This window comes from Pseudoalteromonas sp. NFXS39 (assembly GCF_040148775.1).
Lineage (GTDB): Bacteria > Pseudomonadota > Gammaproteobacteria > Enterobacterales > Alteromonadaceae > Pseudoalteromonas > Pseudoalteromonas apostichopi.
Genome location: NZ_JAGDEC010000005.1, coordinates 196,297 through 212,832 on the forward strand (window position 1 = coordinate 196,297; position 16,536 = coordinate 212,832).

17 protein-coding genes and 1 tRNA gene are annotated in these 16,536 nt (G+C 39.1%); 10 read left to right on the top strand and 8 right to left on the bottom strand.

What is annotated here, in order from left to right:
• Positions 1–72 precede the first annotated feature (72 nt).
• Both J3455_RS11235 and J3455_RS11240 read left to right on the top strand, forming a co-directional pair.
• Positions 73–1,146 carry a sensor histidine kinase gene (locus J3455_RS11235; RefSeq protein ID WP_130051566.1) on the top strand — a complete coding sequence of 358 codons (1,074 nt, stop codon included), beginning with the start codon at positions 73–75 and terminating at the stop codon, positions 1,144–1,146.
• A complete protein-coding gene (locus J3455_RS11240) occupies positions 1,143–1,967 on the top strand; it encodes a LytR/AlgR family response regulator transcription factor (protein ID WP_130051565.1) in 825 nt (274 codons plus the stop codon). The genes J3455_RS11235 and J3455_RS11240 overlap by 4 nt, the downstream gene beginning before the upstream one ends.
• Before the next feature lie 63 nt (positions 1,968–2,030).
• On the opposite strand, the gene pyk is transcribed toward J3455_RS11240, so the two are convergent.
• A complete protein-coding gene (gene pyk / locus J3455_RS11245; RefSeq protein ID WP_130051564.1) occupies positions 2,031–3,464 on the bottom strand; it encodes a pyruvate kinase in 1,434 nt (477 codons plus the stop codon).
• A 423-nt stretch (positions 3,465–3,887) separates the two neighbouring features.
• Between pyk and gnd the strand changes: the two genes are divergently transcribed.
• Positions 3,888–5,261 (top strand): NADP-dependent phosphogluconate dehydrogenase, encoded by a 1,374-nt coding sequence (gene gnd / locus J3455_RS11250; RefSeq protein WP_130051563.1) that lies wholly within the window; start codon positions 3,888–3,890, stop codon positions 5,259–5,261.
• A gap of 60 nt (positions 5,262–5,321) precedes the next feature.
• Here the strand turns inward: gnd and ansA are convergent, their stop codons facing one another.
• Together ansA and sppA are read right to left on the bottom strand one after the other, a co-directional pair.
• Positions 5,322–6,332 (bottom strand): asparaginase, encoded by a 1,011-nt coding sequence (gene ansA / locus J3455_RS11255; RefSeq protein WP_054561413.1) that lies wholly within the window; start codon positions 6,330–6,332, stop codon positions 5,322–5,324.
• A 59-nt stretch (positions 6,333–6,391) separates the two neighbouring features.
• Positions 6,392–8,257, bottom strand: coding sequence for a signal peptide peptidase SppA (sppA, locus tag J3455_RS11260; RefSeq protein WP_286258273.1), 1,866 nt, complete (start codon positions 8,255–8,257; stop codon positions 6,392–6,394).
• Positions 8,258–8,456: 199 nt separating this feature from the next.
• Between sppA and J3455_RS11265 the strand changes: the two genes are divergently transcribed.
• From J3455_RS11265 to bamJ, 7 genes are all read left to right on the top strand, one after another.
• Entirely contained in the window at positions 8,457–10,418 is a 1,962-nt protein-coding gene (locus J3455_RS11265; protein WP_349561741.1) for an oxidoreductase, read from the top strand.
• A 64-nt stretch (positions 10,419–10,482) separates the two neighbouring features.
• A complete protein-coding gene (locus J3455_RS11270) occupies positions 10,483–11,190 on the top strand; it encodes an HvfX family Cu-binding RiPP maturation protein (protein WP_372799654.1) in 708 nt (235 codons plus the stop codon).
• Positions 11,191–11,253: 63 nt separating this feature from the next.
• A complete protein-coding gene (locus J3455_RS11275) occupies positions 11,254–11,802 on the top strand; it encodes an NAD(P)H nitroreductase (protein ID WP_349561742.1) in 549 nt (182 codons plus the stop codon).
• Between the two features lie 199 nt (positions 11,803–12,001).
• Entirely contained in the window at positions 12,002–12,379 is a 378-nt protein-coding gene (locus J3455_RS11280) for a hypothetical protein (protein ID WP_130051558.1), read from the top strand.
• A gap of 83 nt (positions 12,380–12,462) precedes the next feature.
• A tRNA-Ser gene (locus J3455_RS11285) sits at positions 12,463–12,553 on the top strand.
• Between the two features lie 52 nt (positions 12,554–12,605).
• Positions 12,606–13,007 (top strand): hypothetical protein, encoded by a 402-nt coding sequence (locus J3455_RS11290; RefSeq protein WP_130051557.1) that lies wholly within the window; start codon positions 12,606–12,608, stop codon positions 13,005–13,007.
• 73 nt (positions 13,008–13,080) lie between these two features.
• Positions 13,081–13,698, top strand: a complete 618-nt coding sequence (gene bamJ / locus J3455_RS11295) for a BamJ family beta-barrel-assembly machinery protein (RefSeq protein WP_130051556.1) — start codon at positions 13,081–13,083, stop codon at positions 13,696–13,698.
• Between the two features lie 227 nt (positions 13,699–13,925).
• Here bamJ and fur read toward each other — a convergent pair whose 3' ends face one another.
• The 5 genes from fur to J3455_RS11320 all read right to left on the bottom strand — a co-directional run bounded on the left by fur (position 13,926) and on the right by J3455_RS11320 (position 16,468).
• Positions 13,926–14,369 carry a ferric iron uptake transcriptional regulator gene (gene fur, locus J3455_RS11300; RefSeq protein ID WP_130051555.1) on the bottom strand — a complete coding sequence of 148 codons (444 nt, stop codon included), beginning with the start codon at positions 14,367–14,369 and terminating at the stop codon, positions 13,926–13,928.
• 190 nt (positions 14,370–14,559) lie between these two features.
• The gene (gene fldA / locus J3455_RS11305; protein WP_130051554.1) at positions 14,560–15,087 is read right to left on the bottom strand and encodes a flavodoxin FldA; all 528 of its coding nucleotides are present in this window, start codon (positions 15,085–15,087) and stop codon (positions 14,560–14,562) included.
• 14 nt (positions 15,088–15,101) lie between these two features.
• Complete coding sequence (ybfE, locus tag J3455_RS11310) at positions 15,102–15,380, bottom strand: LexA regulated protein (RefSeq protein WP_004586673.1); 279 nt, start codon at positions 15,378–15,380, stop codon at positions 15,102–15,104.
• Positions 15,381–15,382: 2 nt separating this feature from the next.
• Entirely contained in the window at positions 15,383–15,604 is a 222-nt protein-coding gene (locus J3455_RS11315; protein ID WP_036968243.1) for a DUF2788 domain-containing protein, read from the bottom strand.
• 99 nt (positions 15,605–15,703) lie between these two features.
• On the bottom strand, positions 15,704–16,468 hold the full coding sequence (locus tag J3455_RS11320) for an alpha/beta fold hydrolase (protein ID WP_349561744.1): 765 nt from the start codon (positions 16,466–16,468) through the stop codon (positions 15,704–15,706).
• Between the last annotated feature and the right edge of the window lie 68 nt (positions 16,469–16,536).

A 16,536-nucleotide genomic window follows, 5' to 3' on the forward strand; every position in this document is an offset into this window, starting at 1 on the left:
AGATAGGCGGCAGTGCTTTGTTCTCGTGACTATCGGTATAATAAAAATAATTATGAAAGGTAATCTTATATTTTGAATTGGCAATCATTAGTTGATAATCGACAACGCTTTTTCTGGGTTTTGCAAATTGCAGGCTGGATAGGGTATGCGTTAGTTAATTATATCGGCTCAAAAGTCTTTGAAATGCGTGATATTTACGTATTTGTTATTGTGTTAAACGCCTATGCAGGCTGTTTAATGACAGTACCTTTGCGTTATATGTACCGTAAAGTGTGGAATGCTTCACCTTGGGTATTGATGCTCGTGGTTTTTGGTGCTTCATATGTTACTGGGACACTTTGGGCTGTAGTACAAAAATTCAATTTATGGGAAATCTACCGTCACGGTTACCGCCCAAATGAGTGGTTTTATTACTTTCAGCAAGGTTTAGATTCGGTTTATATCATTCTTTGTTGGAGTGGTTTGTATTTTGGGATTAAGTATTATCAGCTATTGCAAAGTGAGCGTCAAAAAGCTTTAAAAGCAACCACTATGGCTCATGAAGCACAGCTTAAAATGCTGCGTTATCAACTTAACCCGCATTTTTTATTTAATACCTTAAATGCAATCTCCACGTTGATTTTGGTAAAAGAGAATAAAGATGCGAATTTAATGGTGTCTAAATTGAGTGATTTCTTGCGTTATACACTTAATACCGACCCCATTAAAAAGGTGCCGTTAGAACAAGAAATTCATGCATTGATGCTGTACCTTGAAATCGAAAAAGTTCGCTTCGATGAGCGCTTGCAAGTAAATGTTGATGTAAGCGAGCAAGCAAAAGAAGCCTTGGTACCAAGCTTAATCCTTCAGCCTATAATCGAAAACTCGATTAAGTATGCGATAGCGCAATTAAATGAAGGCGGTGTGATTGATATTAAAGCACAAGTTTTTGCAAATGAACTATTATTGGAAGTAGGCGATAATGGTCCTGGCACTGAGCTAAAAAATGGTCAACTAGTTAATTCACATGGCGTTGGCATAGCAAATACACAGGACCGCTTAAAAACACTTTATGAGAACAACTACTCGTTTGTTCTCTCTGACAATACGCCAAGTGGGTTAAAAGTTAATCTGCGCGTTCCGTTTGAAAAGGCTGTTAAGAAATGAGCAAAATTAGAACTTTGATCGTTGATGATGAACCGTTAGCAAGAAAAGGCCTAGCTGTTCGACTTTCTGAGTTTGACGATTTAGAAGTCATTCGTTTATGTAGCAATGGTCAAGAAGCAATTGAAGAATGCTTATCAGGCAACATTCAATTGGTTTTCTTAGATATTCAAATGCCAAATATGAACGGTTTTGAAGTTGCAAGAGCACTTAGCGAGAGCGTAAATCCATTACCAGCTATTGTGTTTGTAACAGCTTTTGACCAGTTTGCAGTAAAAGCATTCGAGATTCATGCGTTGGATTATATTCTTAAACCAGTCGATGACAACAGACTAAAACAGGCGGTAGAAAAAGTGCATACCTATTTAAAAACGCAACAAGATAACGCCCATAAGAAAAAACTAGCGAGCTTTGTTGCAGGTATTACAGGCAATAATTGCGAAGAAATTCTAAAGAAGTTAGCAACGGGCGATAGCCTTGCTGATCGTCGTTATCCAGAATCATTAGCTGTAAAAGAGCAGGGCGAAATTGTCCGTGTGCCAGTAATTACAATTCAATGGGTTGATGCAGCAGGCGATTATATGTGCTTACATTGCCAAGATGGACAAACTCACATACTGCGCAAAACAATGAAAGAGCTTGAACAAGAGCTTGATCCGCAATTATTTGTCCGTGTTCATCGCAGTGCAATAGTGAATACAAAGCAAATTAGCAAGCTTGTTACTCAAGTAAGTGGAGAATACCTTTTAGTGTTAGATAACGGTCAAGAATTAAAAGTAAGCCGCAGCTACCGCGACAAAGTTAAAGCAGCACTTGCTAGTTAACTAATTAAATACAAACAAAAAAGGCGCAATCTATTGCGCCTTTTTTAATGAACATTAAAAAGTTTAAACTGTTACAATCTTCATTGTGTTGGTAGCACCAATTGTTTCCATCGCATCACCGTGAGTTAAAATCACAGTATCACCTGCTACAAGAGCACCTTGCTCAACAAGCGTATTTAGTGCGTCACGAACCATACTGTCATCTTCACATTTTGTTGAATCGAAGAATACAGGGTAAACACCACGGTAAAGCGCTGTCTGACCAAGTGTGTTAGCATGACGTGATAGTGAATAAATTGGTAAACCAGAGCTGATACGCGACATTAATTTAGCTGTGCTACCTGATTCAGTTAGTGTCACAATCGCTTTTACAGAATCTAGGTGGTTAGCTGCATACATAGCAGATAACGCAATTGATTCAGCATTTGATGAAAAACGGCTGTCTAAACGGTGCTTAGAAACGTGAGTTTCTTTTTGTGATTCTGCGCCTAAACAAACACGAGCCATTGTAGCTACTGTTTCTTCAGGGTAGTCACCAGCCGCTGTTTCTGCAGATAACATAACTGCATCAGTGCCATCTAAAACTGCGTTTGCAACATCCATAACCTCAGCACGTGTTGGCATTGGGTTATCGATCATTGATTCCATCATTTGAGTTGCAGTAACCACAGTACGGTTTAGTGAACGCGCACGGCTAATAATTAGCTTTTGTTTACCAACAAGGGCTGCATCACCAATTTCTACACCTAAATCACCACGAGCAACCATAACTGCGTCTGAAGCAAGTACGATATCGTCGATTGCTTCAACGGTTTCAACCGCTTCTGCACGCTCGATTTTTGCAAGTAGTTGTGCGTTTGAGCCTGCAGCTTCTGCCAAAGATCGAACATAACGCATATCATCGCCACTACGCGGAAATGAAACAGCAATATAATCAACACCAATTTCAGTCGCTGTGATTAAATCTTCTTTGTCTTTCTCGGTAAAAGCTGGGGCTGTTAAACCACCACCTAGACGGTTGATACCTTTATTGTTTGAAAGTACGCCACCTACAGTAACAGTCGTGTGAACTAGGTCACCATCAACGCTATCAACAGTTAATTGAATTAAACCGTCGTTTAATAACAATAAATCGCCTGTTTTAACATCGTTAGGTAACTCTTTATAGTCGATACCTACTGCATTAACGTCGCCTTGGCCCTTTTCCATTTTTGCATCAAGGGTAAATTTTGCGCCAACTTCTAGGTTTACTTTGCCGTCTTTAAACGTAGATACACGAATCTTAGGGCCTTGTAAGTCAGCAAGGATAGCAACGTGTTTGCCTAAACGCTTAGCAATGCTGCGTACCGCTTCTGCGCGGTCTTTATGATCTTGTGCAACGCCATGTGAGAAGTTCAAACGAACCACATTTGCACCTGCACGAATAATTTTTTCTAGGTTGTTATCGCGATCAGTTGCCGGTCCAAGGGTCGCAACAATTTTTGTGCGTCTTAGCATCAAATTCTCCTGTGCGCTCAAATATATTAAGCGAATTGATGGTTATCTATTAAAATGTCGTGCTATAAACCTTAATTATAGGCTTATACATAAGCACAATGTAGAACTCATAAGTAAAAAATGATTGTTTTTACTTATGAGAATCTGGCTCTTTGTATGAATTTTAAAGTTTACAAAGTATGAATGACGTTATTATGACACCGGTGTCAGGTAGCGTCAATACACATACCTTTTTAAAGGGTATTATAAAAATCTGGTCCGATGCCTTAGTAATTTTGATATACTGAGCGAAACGTCGCTTCATGATTTCTTAGATTTCTCTCAAGTTGGCTCTCAAGCTCGCATTTTTGGGCTGCTTGGGTATAATGCGCGCGTAATTATTTTGATTAACTAACCAATAGTTGTTACCGAGGAGGACACTAAATGCAAGTTGCATTAGTAGGGTTAGGCGTTATGGGTAAAAATCTTGCCCTCAACCTGATTGAAAAAGGGCTGACTTTAGTAGCTTATGATAAAAACCCAGATGCGGGTGCCGAGTTACTAAGCTGTGCAAAAACACTCGGTTTAGCAGACCGTTTACACATTGTGTCAGATTTAAATGATATGGTAAGACGCTTAGAGCCACCTCGTTCAATTCTACTTTTAGTTCCTGCTGGTGAATTGGTTGATAAAGTATGTACAGAGCTTGCAGAGGCAGGCGTTGACTGTGATGACATTATCGTAGATTGCGGCAACAGTAACTATAAAGATGGTATTAGCCGTAAGCTTAAATATCAAAACAAATTTGAATTTGCCACTATGGGGATTTCTGGTGGTGCTGAGGGCGCACGTCATGGTCCAGCTATGATGGCAAGTGGTTCAGAAGGCGGCTGGGAGCGTGTTGAGCCGTGGTTTGAAAAAGTAGCTGCAAGCTACAAAGGTGAGTCATGCTTTGCGCGAGTAGGCCAATCTGCAAGTGGCCACTTTGTGAAAATGGTACATAACGGTATCGAATATGCGTTAATGCAATTAATCGCTGAAATGTATCAACTACTTCGCTTAGGTACTAATCGTTCACCAAAAGAAGTTGCTGATATTTTCAATGAATGGTCAGAGGGAACTTTAAATAGCTACTTGCTGTCAATCTCTAGCCATATCTTAAGCCTTGAAACAACTGAAGGTGAACCTCTAGTTGATTTAATCGACAATAAGGTTGGCGCTAAAGGCACAGGCCTATGGACTGCACAAAATGCTTTAGAACTGGGTATTGCAGTACCATCATTAGTCGCAGCTGTGCAAGCTCGTCACTTAACAAATACTTGTGATACACATGCAGCTAAAGAAATGACTTACGCTGCTAAATCAACTGACTCAGTTGACTTAGATTTGGATGAGTTAAAAGATGCATTCACACTGGCAAGTTTACTTGCTTATCGTCAAGGCTTGGCACTTATCAAAGGTGCATCACGTGCTCATCAATGGAAAGTTGACCTTTCGAAAACGCTACAAACATGGCGTGCAGGTTGTATCATCCGTGCTGATTACTTAGATAATGTAGCTGATGGTGTAGAGTTTATTGATTCTATGCAGCGTGAATCAGCAGCATTACGAAAAGTAACAGGTGCTGCAGTTGCTTCGGGTCTTGCTTTCCCTGTGTTAACAGCAACGCAAACTTACATCGCGACGTTAACTACACCAAGTAATGGTCACCTTGTACAAGCACAACGTGACTATTTTGGCGAACATGGTATTAAAACGCATAGTGGCGAGATATGCCATTTAACAGACTTAGTTGAGATTGACGAAAAAGTTCGTTAATTATCAAAAAGCGTAAAAAAGGCACCAATTGGTGCCTTTTTTGTATTTGATGATTTTATTTTAACGGCTTAACTCACCACGTAAATTGTCTTGCATCAAGTGACGAATAGTTTCAACCTCAAGCTTTTGGCTGAATAAGTAATGTAATTTAGTCAAACAGGCTTCTAATGTCATATCGTAGCCACTGATGACACCACAATTTAATAATGCATTACCTGTTGCATAACCGCCCATATTTACTTGGCCTTTTAAACACTGTGTTAAATTAACTATTACCATACCGCGTTTACTTGCGTCATTAAGTATATCTAAAAACGCTGGATCTTGTGGGGCATTGCCCACACCAAAACTTAATAAAACAAGTGCTTTAATGTCGTCATTAACTAAACTTTTCACGACTTTTGGACTGATCCCGGGATATAGATAAAGCACACCAATTGGCTGAGGTGTGATATTTGATACCTGTAGTTCATTATCTACGTATGGGCTAAGTTGACCTTTGATCAGTTGAATATTGATTCCTGAAAGTGCTAGTGGTTCAAGATTAGGTGAAGCAAATGCATCAAAGCCATCGGCATGCGCTTTTGTAGCACGGTTACCACGAAACAATTGGTTATTGAAAAATAGGCTTACTTCTGCAATAGGATAATTAGCTGCTAAGTACATCGCATTTAGTAAGTTCACTTGGCCATCAGAACGCAGTTGAGAGAGCGGTATTTGCGAGCCAGTCACAATTACAGGTTTCGTTAAGTTTTCGAACATAAAAGACAGGGCCGAAGCAGTATATGCCATGGTATCGGTACCATGTAGCACTACAAAACCATCATAGTCTTGGTATTTACTTTTGATATCGTCAGCGATTAATTGCCAGTGGGCAGGGGACATATCAGAAGAATCAATAAGCGGGCAATATTCGTGAATATCAAACAAAGGCATTTCATCACGATTAAACTCTGCATTATTGACCACTGTTTCTGTTAAAAAACCTTCTGCCGGAACATAGCCTCGGCTCGATTTTTTCATACCAATAGTACCACCTGTATAGGCGATATATATACGTTTACGTTTCATAAAAAAAGCCCAGTTAAACAACTGGGCTTAGTATACCTAAAATTGCTTTGCTAAGTAACTTATTGAATTACGTTACATACTAAACAACGAGCGTAAACGCCTTGAGGATCGTTATAATCTTTTAGGTTATCAATTTCACTACTTAACTGATTTATTAGGCTTTGTAAGTTAGCTTGCGTAGCCAATACTGATGTAGATGAATCAGATTTAGCAAAGAAACTCTGAATAGCCGCTGTGCCTAAGATATCTTGTAGCATCTGCTCTTGTGGTGTTAATGACTGTTTGATGGTTTTAACATCATAATGCTTAAGCTTAGCAAGCTCAGCTGCTGCTTTAATTGCATCTTGTTTATCACCTAACTTATCAACTAAACCAAGGTCTTTTGCTTGAGTTGCAATCCATACACGGCCTTGGGCAATTTTATCAACTTGTTCAGGGGTCATGTTACGTGCTTCAGCCACCACATTTAGAAAGCGTTTGTATGCATTTTCAACGCTCATTTGAATGATATCTGACATTTTCTCATCAAGAGGGCGAGCTATAGAAAAACCAGCAAGGTCCGTTGTTGCAACGCCGTCTGAATAAATACCCAATTCAGCCATGGTGTTTTCAAAAGTCATGAAAGTACCGAATACACCGATTGAACCTGTGATTGTGCTAGGAGCAGCCCAAATTTCATTGGCTGCTGATGCAATCCAGTACCCACCTGATGCTGCCACTGAGCTCATTGATGCAATTACTGGTTTACCTGCTGCTTTTAGAGCTAATACTTCAGCGCGGATCACTTCAGAGGCGAACATGCTACCACCACCTGAGTCAATACGAAGTACAACAGCTTTTACTTTGTCATCTAGGCGTGCTTTACGAAGTAGGGCAGCTGTCGAATCACCGCCAATTTCACCGGCTTTGCGCTCGCCATCTACAATCGTTCCTTTAGCAACAACAACGGCAACTTTTTCAGTGATTGGGTTATCGAACTCAACGGGTGGTTTTACAAGTGATAAATACTCACGAAAGCTAACCTGTTTAAAAGTTTTACCCGTTTCTTCTGCACCCACTAACTCAATAAGTTGTTGGCGAATTTGTTGTGATGTTTTTAAAGAATCAACCCATTGATTATTTAACGCATACTGACCTGAGTTACCGTCAACTGCTTGCATTTTTGTTAGATATACTTCCATATCCTCATCAAAATTGCTTTCATCGAATGGACGACTCGCTGAAACATCAGTTTTATACTCGTTCCAAAGAGCTGTTAACCAGACACGGTTAGCTTCTTTTGCTGCATCTGACATGTCATTACGAATAAACGGTTCTACAGCTGATTTATAAGTACCAACACGGAAGATATGTTGAGTTACTTTTAATTTCTCAAGGGCATCTTTGAAGTAAAGCGGGAACATGCCGTAACCTTCAATGCTAACACCGCCATATGGGTGCATTGATACTTCATTAGCATGGGCAGCAATATAATATTGTGCTTGTGTGTAGTAGTAACCTGTAGCAATAACTTGTTTTCCAGCAGCTTTAAATGCATCAATTGCTTTGGTTATCTGTTTTAGCTTATTGATGTGCGCGCTAGGCATTTTTTGCAGGTCAAGTAGCATTACAGTGATGCGATCATCTTTGGTCGCTTCGTTGATCACTTCAACAACATCATCAAGAAGGATCTCTGATGGTGCTTCTTTGCCCATTGTTGCATCGTTGATAGCTGCTTCTACAGGATCAACATAGGTTTTTTCTTCAACAATTGGGCCGTTTAAGTTTAGGCGTAGCACGGTTCCATCTGCTACCTTTACTTGGTCTTCTTCACCAGTGATGGCAACAAAGAAGAAAATTACTAGTAATAAAAATAATATGTTTAGGACCAAACGGCGGGAAAAATTAATCCCGGTCCAAATGCCTTTAAATATCTTTGCTAGCAAAATAAATCCTTAATTCAGTACAGCTTAGTAGTGAACTTATCTTAGCTTAGAATAACTTTAAAATTAACTGTTAAATAGTAACAGAGTGTTTAAAACCACAATTTGCTACAGATTAATTAATAGCGAAAAGTTGATTATTCTAAGTTATTGCCGCAGAATCTATTTATAATAGAGGTTCGACCAGTTAACGGGGCACACAATGTTAGAACAAAAATTACAATTACCGCATACCGAACTTCGTAATCGTTTGGTTATGGGCTCAATGCACACTGGCTTAGAAGAAGGCTGGCATAACCGTAAACGCTTACGTGCATTTTACGAAGCACGTGCCAAAGGTGGCACGGGTTTGATAATTACAGGGGGCTATAGCCCTAATTTACGCGGTAAGCTCTCACCATTCGCATCAACATTTAATTCATTTTATGATGTGATTAAACACAAAGCTTATACAGAAGCCGTACATCAACATGGCGGTAAAATTTGCTTACAATTATTGCATGCAGGTCGCTACGCATATCATCCATTTAATCAAGCGCCAAGTGCAATTCAAGCTCCTATTAATCCTTATAAACCTAAAGAGATGTCGTTAGGGTCAATTAAAAAGACCATAAAAGACTTTGCACATTCAGCAAAACTAGCTGAAAAAGCAGGCTATGATGGTGTTGAAATCATGGGTTCTGAAGGTTATTTAATTAATGAGTTTATGGCTAGCCACACCAATAAAAGAACAGACAAGTATGGTGGTAGTTTAGAAAATCGAATGCGCTTAGCTTTGGATATAGTTAAAGCGGTGCGCGCTAAAGTGAGTCAAAAATTCATTATAGTATTTCGCTTGTCAGTGATGGATTTAATTCCTAATGGATCAACGCCCGATGAAGTAAAACAACAGGCTTTAGCTCTTGAACAAGCAGGTGTCGATATTTTTAATACCGGTATAGGTTGGCATGAAGCCCGTGTACCAACCATCGCAAGTATGGTACCACCGGGGGCATTTAAAGAAGCATCAAAACGCTTAAAAGATACGGTATCAGTGCCTGTTATCGCGGTTAACCGCATTAATACACCAGAAATTGCTAATGGTATTTTAGCGGCGGGTGAGTCAGATTTAATTTCGATGGCACGTCCTTTATTAGCGGACCCTGATTTTTTCAATAAGTACGTTAATAATAAAGCTGAGCAAATCAATATTTGTATCGGTTGTAATCAGGGCTGTTTAGACCATGTGTTTAAAAACAAACGTGCAACTTGTTTGGTTAATCCACAAGCGGCTTTTGAATTAGATTACAGTTTAGAAAAAGCAAAATTTTCACGATTAGTCCTGGTTGTTGGTGCAGGCCCCGCTGGCCTTGCTGCAAGTTGTTACCTAGCAGAGAAAGGTCACAAGGTGACCTTAATTGAACGTAAAGAGCAAATGGGTGGTCAGTTTAACTTAGCAATGCAAGTGCCAGGTAAAGAAGACTTTAACCATACACTCAATTATTTCACTAATGAATTAAAGCGCTTGAATGTAGATTTGCAGCTTGGTACTGACTTTACTGATGATATGCTTAATCAATACGATGATGTGGTGTTTGCAACGGGTGTACGTCCGCGTGAAGCCAAAATCGAATGTGGAGATGGGAAACGCGTATTTGCTTATGATGAAGTTATTCGTGGTGAAGTCGAACTTGGTGAGAAAATTGCTATTCTTGGTGCCGGAGGTATAGGCTTTGATATGGTTGCCTTTTTAAGTGAGCATAAAGGGCAAACTATAGAGCAGTTCAAAACTCAATGGGGCATTGAATGTGAAGCTGCACCTGATAAAGACAACCGCCAAATATACATGCTTAAGCGCAGTGCAGGGCGTTTTGGTAGTGAGCTTGGTAAAACGACAGGTTGGATCCATCGTCAAGTTGCTAAACAGCACGATGTAAAACAAATTGCTGAGTGTCAGTACATAAGCTTTGATGAAAAAGGTTTAAAAATTACTGTTAAAGGTGAAGAACAAATCTTAGATGTAGATACCGTGATTGCTTGTATTGGTCAGGTTTCAAATACTGAAACTTTTGAAAAAGAAACTGAAAACGCCAAAGTACACGTAATTGGAGGAGCCAAGCTTGCTGCAGCCATTGATGCAAAACGTGCAATTTTTGAAGCATTACAAGTTGCTCGTAAAATATAATTGAAAGTAAACTAGAAAACTCGCGGTCTGTGTGATTAATAAAATTAGTCACGAGACCGCTATGTTGAACACACACCTTCGACCTTTATACAACCGCATCTTAAACAACTTTCAGTTTTTAGATGGACTACCCAGCCTTTTAATTCGCTTAATTTTAGCTCCAGTGATGATAATTGCAGGTTTTAATAAACTTGCCTTAAGTGGTGATGTCACTCACTTCCACCAATACTTTTTAGCATCCAATGATATTGTTGCATGGTTTGGCAATAACGAATGGGGCTTAGGCCTGCCAATGCCCTCCGTACTAGCATTTTTAGCGGCATGGACAGAATTTTTAGGGGGGATATTTCTTTTATTAGGTTTATTTACCCGCTTAACCGCAATTCCTTTGATGATCACTATGGTTGTTGCAGCGACTACAGTACACGCTAGTAATGGCTGGTTTGCTGTAACCCCCACAGATGCAAGCACTAGCCCAGCAAGAGTTCTCAATTGGCTTTCAATACCAGGTAGTGAAGCCAGTTTGGTTAATTCAGATGAAGCAAGTGAGAGATTGACTAAAATGCGCGAGTTGCTAGAGACTCATGGTTATACAGAATACCTTTATGAAAAAGGGAAACCTGTGATCTTAAATAATGGGATTGAATTTTCCGCAATTTACTTTGTTATGCTGTTAAGTTTATTTTTTGTAGGTGGCGGTCGTTACGTTAGTTTAGATTATTGGTTAACTAGAAAAGTACCGAATAGCTTTATTGCTAATAAAGATAAATGATAAGCTAGAGTTATATTGCCTCTACTTGATAGGGGCCTTGTCTTAAGCTTTTACGGAACATTCATGGACGCTTTAACGCTATTACAAACTCGACAATCAGACCCTCGCCTTGTAGCACCAGGGCCTACGGCAGATCAACTTGAAATTATTAAGCGCGCAGCTATCAAAGTCCCAGATCATGGCTGTATTGCTCCTTGGCGGTTTATTGTTGTAGAGGGGGATGCTCGGAATAAATTGGGTGAAATCTATCACCAAGCTGCTGTTGCTGAAAAACAGGATCAAAGAACGATTGATCGAGCAAAAGAATTACCGCTGCGTTCACCTATGATGATAATTGCTATTGCAGATGTAGCAGAAAACCCAAAAGTGCCTCGGATTGAGCAAGTGCAAAGTGCAGGATGTAGTGTTCTTGCAATGCAACAAGCTGCGTTTGCACAAGGTTTAGGAGGTATTTGGCGCACAGGCTATTTTGCACAGAGTCCAGCAGTGAAAGCAGCACTTGGCTGTAAAGAAGAAGATGAAATTGTTGGTTACCTATATTTGGGCACGCCAGAAGTAGATATCAAAAAGCCAATTAGACACAAGCCAGAGACGTTTTTTGAGAATTTATAAATAGTAGGAACTTTTATACAGTTAAGCAGTCAGACACTATTAAGCTTACTTATGTTAGTTTTTTCAGATTTAGCTTAGCTGTAAGAAGCGCACGGATGCAAAAAACGAAATAATTCTTCTTCAGTGTGTTTTTTAATCGGTTATTTTTTGTTAACGTATGGATGGTCTTAAAAAAATAACGATAAAGAAGACGAGAACAATGGGAAACTTATTTTTACGTGAAAAAGAAAATTGGTTCGCTTGGTCAATTTGGGGCATAATTGGTGCTGTAGTCACTTTCTTTGTTGCTATGGCGACTAATCAACCTCATTATCTAGGCTTGTCTGCAGTAGTTGTATTACTCTTCCTTACATGGTGGATGCAAAGCACTAAACGTTTCGATTTTGGTCGCGCCTTTAAAATATGTTGTTATGTTTTAACGCTCACTTGTTTACCGGCATTCGTGTTAGTCATCATACCTAGTTATAACCTCAATAAAATTGATGTGATTGTTCAAGGCTCTGGCTTTGCACTTGTCAGCCTAATTGTTTGTCTGGTGTGTTCTTTAATTGCAAAACGCCCGAAGCAGTATTATTGATAGTTATAGATTTTAGTTTTTTAAAGTTTTTTACAATTAAGGCTTTACAACGTACGCAGTAAACACTATTATGCGCGCCGTACGGAGAGATGGCAGAGTGGTCGAATGCACCGGTCTTGAAAACCGGCAGGGGTTTGTAGCCCCTCTAGGGTTCAAATCCCTATCTCTCCACCATTATTTAGAAAAACCGCCTACAGGGCGGTTTTTTGCTATCTGGAGATAAGTAATGTCAACAAGCGAGTCTTCTTTTACACCAATACGTTTTGTAAAACATGTTTTACTTTGGTGTATCTTTTCTTATTTTTATCACAGCGGAATCAACGTACTCGTTGCCATGGCCCATGATGCACAACCTGATTATGGATTATTATCTTCAATAGCTTATGGAATAGGCTTTAATGTATTAGTTGGTCATCTCATTGGTAAATACGACAAACACTGGCCTACTATCGCAGCCTTTGTAATTTCTTCGATAGGGCTTATTGTTGTGCCTTTAATCATGTTAGGCAAAGAGGGCTTAATGAGTGGCTTTTTTATTGCATCGATGATCGCCACTTTACCAGTTGCGACTTTCGTTATTGATAAAATAAAGCTGCGAATTAGTGCAAACACTGAGCAAACGCAGTAAAACTAGGCGATATTCGTTGTTTTTTTATGTTAGTATGACCACGTCTTTTAACTAAATAAACGTGAATTAAAACATGTCAGATAATTTTACAACAGACGCTGAAAAAGCAAGTTACGGTATTGGTTTACAAATGGGTGAGCAATTAAAGGCGAATCCATTTGAAGGTTTAAACTTAAACTCTGTATTTGAAGGTATGAAAGACGCATACACTGGTAACGATTTCCAAGTTGAAATCCCAGCAATTCAAGCAGCATTTGAGAAAATCAACGCTGAGATCCAAGCTCGTCGTGAAGAAGAAGCTAAAGTTCTTGCAGCTGAAGGTATTGCATTCTTAGAAGAAAATGCAAAACGTCCTGAAGTAACAGTAACTGAGTCAGGTCTTCAATATGAAGTACTTACTGCAGGCGACGGTGAAAAGCCAACTGCAGATTCAACTATCCGTGCACATTACCACGGTACACTAATCAATGGTACAGTATTTGATAGCTCATATGAGCGTGGTCAACCAGCTGAGTTCCCTGTGGGCGGTGTAATCAAAGGTTGGACTGAAGCGGTACAAATGATGGGTACTGGTTCTAAGTGGCGTTTATACGTACCACACGAACTTGCTTACGGTGAGCGCGGTGCTGGTGCGGCAATCGCTCCTTTCTCAACGCTAATCTTTGACGTTGAGCTATTAGATATCATCTAATTGATTTTAATACTACTCGTAATAATACTTGGTCATTTTAAGGGTTAAATCTATCGCTAACTGCGTTAAAATTTCTCATTTAGAACAACTAAATAATGATTTTTTTGCCTGTTATCAACGATGTTTTTGTTGCCTCAAAATAGATTACTTAATTAAACGAGTTGCTATTCAGACATAAAAAAACCTGCTTCTAAGCAGGTTTTTTTATGTCTGAATTTAATACTCAATTAGCTATTTGATTCAGCGAATTCTTTACACGCAGCAGTGTCTTCACATTCACCGTATAGGTAAAGAGAGTGGTTTGTTAGTTTGATGCCATTCTCTTTGGCGATCTCTTCTTGACGACGTTCGATAGTGTCGTCTTCAAACTCAACAACCTTACCACATTTAAGGCAAACTAAATGATCATGGTGAGTGCTACCCGATAATTCAAATACTGATTTTCCGCCTTCGAAGTGGTGGCGAGATACAATACCTGCATCATCAAATTGATTTAGAACACGGTAGACAGTTGCAAGACCAATCTCTTCGCCTTTGTCTAAAAGAATTTTATAGACATCTTCAGCGCTGATGTGTTGGTTGTCTGGAGATTGTAAAATCTCTAAAATTTTAATACGAGGCAGTGTTACTTTTAACCCTGCTTTTTTTAATTCCAAGTTGTGATCAGTCATTCAATCTGTCTCAATTTTATTTAGTTTTACTAGGCATCATTAAGATGCACACGACACATTAGCAACTGTTAGAATAACGTGCCTAGTTACTAAGTGCAAAGAACAATTCGTCTTGTTGCAGTTTTTTTGAACAAAAATGAACTGGTTGTGCATCTTTACATCAGCTAGTAAATGCGAGTAGTACTTGTTATTAATCAGCAAGTTCTGCTAAACACATTTCTTCATAAACCTGAGCACACCAGTCTTTAACACGCTTTTCTGTAAGTTCTGGTTGACGGTCTTCATCAATACCTAAGCCAACAAAATTGCTGTCATCTATAAGAGCTTTTGATGCTTCAAAGTCATAACCTTCTGTAGACCAATGACCAACAACGATTGCACCACGCTCAGTTACGATATCGTTGATCATACCCATTGCATCTAAGAAGTATTCAGCATAGTCTTCTTGGTCACCGCAGCCGAAGATAGCTACTAGTTTACCTTCAAAGTCAACTTCTTCTAATTCAGGGAAGAAGTCATCCCAGTCACATTGAGCTTCACCGTAGTACCAAGTTGGAATACCGAATAACAATAAATCGAATTCAGCAATCTCTTCTTTTGAACTTTTTGCAATGTCATGAACTGCAACTAGCTTTTTACCTAATTCCTTTTGAATCATTTTAGCTACGTGTTCAGTATTGCCTGTGTCACTTCCGAAAAAAATACCTACGCTTGACATGGATTTAAAACCTTCTATCTATCAATAGCCAATCTTTCTTGTAAAATTGTTTCAATCAACGCGCTACGGCTAATATTCTGCGCATCTGCCATATCGCTTAATGCTTGATATAACTGTGATGAAACCTTAAATTCTACACGCTTTAAACCACGTGCTTTATCTCGCTTTATTTGATTACGTTTATTTACTTTTAATTGCATGTCACGAGGTAGGGGATTCGTTTTAGGTCTACCTGGACGTTTTTCGTATTCAAATAAATCGGGTGTTGTTCTATCTGTTTCTGACTTTGCCATGTCTAGCCCACACCTGCGCCTTGCCAGAAGACTTGTATAAGCCCTTTCGCTATAAACCCAGAACAGCCTAAAAATAGCACTAACCAAACGATGTATCGGCCAAATCGTGGTACATCACCTTTTTTAAGGACATCTTGAATTGCCATTCCAATAAAAAAGAAAATACCAGCTAAGCCAAAATACAACCCTAAGGTATCAAATTCGTTAATTAACTGACTGACCATCAACGTATAAACCTTTAAATTAAACGGCGCGTACTATAGCACAAAATTTTGTAATAATTTAGTGCGCACGATCAAAAACAGCGAATTTTATCAGCGCAATTATTGTGCTAAAAAATCACTGATTGCTTTATTAACGGCAAGTGGTTTTTGCGCATGTAGCCAATGACCTGCACCATGAATAATTTTTGCTTTAGCATTAGGAAATAAAGCCATAATTGCGGGTCGATGCTCAGCTAAAATGTAATCTGAATCATTACCTTTGATGAACAAAGTATCACATAAACAAGAATCATTTTCACCAACTCGCGCTAAAATATTTTCATACTGCTGATATAAAACCGCTAAATTAAAGCGCCATTGGTATTTGCCTTCGTCATTCTTAGCAAAACTTTTCAATAAAAACTGACGGACACCCATCTCATCAATGTGTTTTGCAAGAATCTCATCAGCGGCTTTTCTATCAGCTACATTTGACTCTGCCACCTCATTGAGGCCTGAAAAAATAGCGCTATGACGGGGGGCATTGGCAACAGGAGAAATGTCTAACACCACAAGTTTATCGATGAGCGACGGATGATTAAGTGCTAATTGCATGGCAACTTTACCACCCATTGAATGCCCAATGATGTGAGCCTTACTTATATTTAAATGTTTTAGTAATTCACTAACATCATCAGCCATTGCGTGATAATTCATTGTATCACTGTGAAAAGATCTACCGTGGTTACGTAAATCAATATTGGTAACCCGGTAATTTTCAGCTAAGGCTTTTGCAATTACATTGAGGTTTTCAAGCGAGCCAAACAAACCATGGATCAATACAACGTCTGAACCTTGACCCAATTGTTGGTAGTTTAATAGCATTTTCAACTCCTAATTTTAATGGCAGTATTTTGCCTAGTGAAATTACAAAATGCAAAACATAGAGAATT